Origin of the sequence: Brevibacterium sp. SIMBA_078, from assembly GCF_046534565.1 — a bacterium.
Classification (GTDB): Bacteria; Actinomycetota; Actinomycetes; order Actinomycetales; family Brevibacteriaceae; genus Brevibacterium.
Genome location: NZ_JAWRYQ010000093.1, coordinates 1 through 328, shown reverse-complemented (window position 1 = coordinate 328; position 328 = coordinate 1). Strand labels below are relative to the sequence as shown.

Here is a 328-nt window from a genome sequence, read left to right as displayed (position 1 = left end):
CTATTACCCAGCGCGTACTGGTCGTAATCCACAAACTGGTGAAGCGATTGAAATACAAGGGGCTAATAAAGCCGTATTTAAACCAGCAAAAGCGTTAAAAGAGCGCCTTTAATTTAAAACTTTAGTGCCTGTAAGTTCGTATCTTCACCAAAAGCCACTATTTAGCTTACAGGCTCTTTGCTTTATTACCTTTGCCTGTAGTATCTGCAATCAGTGTAAATAATTTACATTGCTGGCTTATTCATATTTATAAAATCTTATTATATTCAGCGCGTTATATTTGGTATGTGATATGCAAATACGGTTATGTATTGAATAAAATAAGGAG

General features: G+C 35.1%; 1 protein-coding gene. It reads left to right on the top strand.

The features are described 5' to 3' along the window. Window positions 1–112, top strand: a 112-nt coding sequence (locus tag SB749_RS19000) for an HU family DNA-binding protein (protein ID WP_410711673.1), incomplete at its 5' end; no start/stop codon positions are given. Window positions 113–328: the final 216 nt, after the last annotated feature.